The 3,739-nt window shown below is 39.4% G+C and carries 4 protein-coding genes; 2 read left to right on the top strand and 2 right to left on the bottom strand.

Features of this window, described 5'->3' with window-relative positions; all coding sequences use genetic code 11:
• On the bottom strand, positions 1-315 hold a 315-nt coding region (locus tag AAF462_10830; GenBank protein MEM7009618.1), incomplete at its 3' end, for an alcohol dehydrogenase catalytic domain-containing protein.
• A 133-nt stretch (positions 316-448) separates the two neighbouring features.
• Between AAF462_10830 and AAF462_10825 the strand changes: the two genes are divergently transcribed.
• Both AAF462_10825 and AAF462_10820 read left to right on the top strand, forming a co-directional pair.
• Positions 449-748 carry a twin-arginine translocase TatA/TatE family subunit gene (locus AAF462_10825; protein MEM7009617.1) on the top strand — a complete coding sequence of 100 codons (300 nt, stop codon included), beginning with the start codon at positions 449-451 and terminating at the stop codon, positions 746-748.
• A gap of 15 nt (positions 749-763) precedes the next feature.
• The gene (locus AAF462_10820; GenBank protein MEM7009616.1) at positions 764-1,351 is read left to right on the top strand and encodes a 50S ribosomal protein L11 methyltransferase; all 588 of its coding nucleotides are present in this window, start codon (positions 764-766) and stop codon (positions 1,349-1,351) included.
• A 9-nt stretch (positions 1,352-1,360) separates the two neighbouring features.
• Here the strand turns inward: AAF462_10820 and bamA are convergent, their stop codons facing one another.
• Positions 1,361-3,259, bottom strand: coding sequence for an outer membrane protein assembly factor BamA (bamA, locus tag AAF462_10815; protein MEM7009615.1), 1,899 nt, complete (start codon positions 3,257-3,259; stop codon positions 1,361-1,363).
• Positions 3,260-3,739: the final 480 nt, after the last annotated feature.

The following is a 3,739-nucleotide window of genomic DNA, read 5'->3' as shown; positions in this document are numbered from 1 at the left end:
ATGAAGGTTAACACCAACAACTAAATTACCCTTTGGCGTCTTAACAGTTGGATCAACAACAACCCTTGTGCCTGGAGTTATATCTGTCACATTTGCACCGACTTCTTCAACATCACCAGCGACATCGATCCCGCCAATATGAGGCAGATCCACTGGCCTTGGAGACTTTCCGGCTCTAAGTCTTAAATCAAGATGGTTTAGTGACGAGGCTCTTACGCGGATTAATACTTCATCATCCCCTATTTGAGGCACATCTACATCTTGGTGCTTTAGTACATCTACTTCGCCGACTTCGTGATATATTATTGCTTTCATTTTGACTCTCCTATCCTATAAAATTTATCTTTTTAGCTTGAATCATTTTACTCTATTTATAGAAAAAGAGTAGTAGTTAAAGCTGCTCAGACGGACATAGATTATTGAAGATAGATCTACAATGGGGTAGCCTTTGAAGCATAGACAGTTTATCTTGGTGAACATAATGTTTGGAATCGGAACAACTGAAATTCTAATAGTATTAGTAATTGCCCTGCTTCTCCTTGGTCCAAAGGAAATCCCTAAAATTGCCAGAACTATTGGAAGAGGTATGAGAGAGCTCGAAAGGGCAAAAGATGAATTAAAAGAATCAATTGAATTTGAAGTTGAGAAAGATGACTCAACTGATAATAAAAAATCCGAGGACCAAGAGTCAGTAGACAAGGATCCGCCTTCAACCGGCACAGGTAATATTCCTTCATCACATGTATGATTGTAAGAGTAAATAATGAGCAAAGTCGCAGTATTTGAGTACTATCCAGACACTTCTAATATTAGGGTAAATCTTCCAAACGGCGAAATTAAGGAGATTGAAATAAACCCCGGGTGGGCCTTTGGTAAGGGGGATCACCCAACAACAAAGCTCTGTATAGCGGCTCTGGAGAAAGTTTTTAAAGAAGAAGAGATTGAAACCGTGCTGGATGTGGGATGCGGAAGCGCAGTTTTATCGATTGCGGCTGCTCTGCTAGGGGCAGAGTATATTGTCGGCGTTGATATAGACAATGCTATTACACTGGAAGCCAATTCCAATGTTGAACAAAACGGCTTTACTTCAAAAATCAAAATCCTTTTGGGCTCCATAGAAGAAGTACCAGGCCAGTTTGACCTAGTAGTGGCAAATATTTTAATCGACTCCATAGTCGCGATAAGCGATGACATAAAAAGTAAAGCGAATCCATCTGGCACTATCGTCTTGTCTGGGATTAAAGATGAGCAAAAAGACCGAGCAATCGACAAATTCGATGATCTTGGATATAAATTAATTGAGGAATATGGGGAGAAAGAATGGGTAGCGCTTGTCTTTAAACAAAAATAGATGAAATTCTTAGAATGCCTGACCTATACTGATAAAGAACTGAATTCTTCTTATTCCAGGCTCAGGGTTTAGTGCATAGCCCACATCAAACCTCACAGGACCGATCAGCGTATCATATCTAAGACCCAAACCAGGAGCATACTTTAGCCTATCAAGAGGGAAGCTCCATTCTTCGGTATACACATTACCATAATCAAAAAAGGCAACGCCTCCAAAATCTCCGTAGATCGGATACCTGACTTCAAAGCTTCCAACCAAAAGGGAGTTACCGCCTAGAGGATCATTGTTATCATCAAGTGGGCCCAACTTCTGAAATGGAAAACCCCTCATGCTGGTACTGCCGCCAGCAAAGAACCTCTTAAAGATAGGAACGTCCAAGGTCTGTGTTTCCCCAAAGGGTTGAATAACTCCTATTGTGAATTTTTTTGCAAAAACAATATCCCAATATTTTCTATATCCCCTAAGCTCAACGGTTCCTTTTAAATAGTTCACATCTGAGCCCAGTGCTCTGAAGGAAGATTCGAGACCTGTAGAGATGACGGTACCGGTAGTAGGGTTTAGAATATTATCGGTAGTATCTCTTTCAAAGCCAAGGTTAATAAAAGTAAGAAAAAAGTTCTCACGGCTTCTCTCCTCAGGAGTTCTGGTTGCGCTGTCTTGAACATTTGAGAATTGAACATTAAGCGATCCGAAAACCGAGTAGTATTTCCAGAAGTCTTTTGTTAGTGCGGCCGAGGCAAGAAAACTTCTTCCCTTAAATGAAGGAACATCATCTCTTTGGAAGTTAAGGGTGCCTGAAAGCTCAGAGTTTTTACCTATTATAAATGGCTGAATTACAGAAGTTTCAATTCTTTGGGTTATAAAGGAGGCTTTTGCCGACACTTCAAGTCGTCTGCCGCCCCCAAAAAAGTTTCTCTGGGTCCATATCAGCTGACCTCTTAGCTTATCCTCTGTCCCAAATCCGCCGCCAATTTTAACAGAGCCTTGCTTACGCTCTTTAACTACAATGGCGACATCGGCAATTTGCTTATCATCGTCATAAACCGGATCTATAACGACAGATCTAAATAACCCGAGCTGAAATATATTTGATTGTGTTTGGTTAATCTTACTTAAATTAAAGGTCTCACCCTGCTTAAACTCAGCCTCTCTTTCAATGATATAGCTGGCAACTTTTTCATTTCCCTCTACCTTTATTACACCAAATGTGTATACAAGTCCCGGCTTTATTATAAATTTTGCTCTAGCCCACTTTTCCCTTCTGTTAACCAACGCCTCTCCTTCGATCTCTGATTTTGGATAACCGTTGTTGGAAAGAATTTCTGATATAACGCCCTTAGTTTGCTGATAGCCGTTAGGGGAAAAAGTTTCATTTATTTTAAGAGGTATGGCCTTTTTTATTTGCTCTTTTATGCCCTCGGACAAATCGCCCTCAAAACTAAGATCAATATCCGTTAGTATTACCGGATCTCCCTCTTCAATCTTAATTGTAATCTCTACTCTTGTGCCTTCGTCATTATATTTGGTCTCAAATGTGGCATTGGCATCATAGTATCCATTATTTGCATAAAGCCTTTGGATCCTTATCATGTCGTCTTTTAAGACTTCTTCATCAAATTCAGGTTTTTTAACCCAAAATCTAATTGATGGAAACTCAGTACCTATTACCTGCTCAACCTCTTGTTTGGTTACAACGTTTGCGCCCTCAATGCGCACCTTTGAAATGCGTACAATTGATTCATCCTCTGCACTAGACTGTGCTGTTTGTTCAGTTTCATTACTCTGCTGGGTAGTTTGCTGCTCTGGGGTAGTATTCTGTTGTTCAGACTGGTTGTCATCTACTATCTCATCCAAAGCCTCAGGAGCCGTGTCTTGCTGAGCTCCTTGATCTTCTTGAAGTTCCTTCATTTTGGTATCTACAGTACCTTGTTCACTCTGACTTCCTTGCGAAAGTGATGTTTTGGGATGACAAATTAGCAATAAAATAAAGAGGAAACTGAATAAAGATATGGAGAGAAGTTTGTTCATATAAATTGTAATATAGTTTTCTTTCCTGATTTTACTGATGAGAAACAAGTTGTATTATGCTCAGCTTAACTTAATATGCAACATAATACCACAAGTTTTATACTATTTATTCAACAATCTAAGAGAATTAGCTATTTATTTTTAGGAGCCCTTGACAATAACTGTTCAAAGTCTTTATAATCCATTCATGGCTGGGTAATTTCAATCGATAAAGGCATGTGAGAAAGAAATTTTGAACTAAAACTGTACTATGGAAAAGCTAGGCGGCCTTTTTAATCCAAGTTCTCCAGATATGGAGGCGATGGCAGACTTAACATACTACGTAATAGCTATATCCATTGGAATATTGGCAATTATTGT

This window comes from Thermodesulfobacteriota bacterium (assembly GCA_039028315.1).
GTDB lineage: Bacteria > Desulfobacterota_D > UBA1144 > Nemesobacterales > UBA2774 > CR02bin9.
This window is presented reverse-complemented; position numbering and strand designations above follow the sequence as displayed.

What these genes read in the sequence shown, in the direction of transcription:
- AAF462_10820 (MEM7009616.1), top strand. Translation starts at nt 764, where the DNA reads ATGAGCAAAGTCGCAGTATTTGAGTACTATCCAGACACTTCTAATATT.
- bamA (MEM7009615.1), bottom strand. Translation starts at nt 3,259, where the DNA reads ATGAAGGAACTTCAAGAAGATCAAGGAGCTCAGCAAGACACGGCTCCT.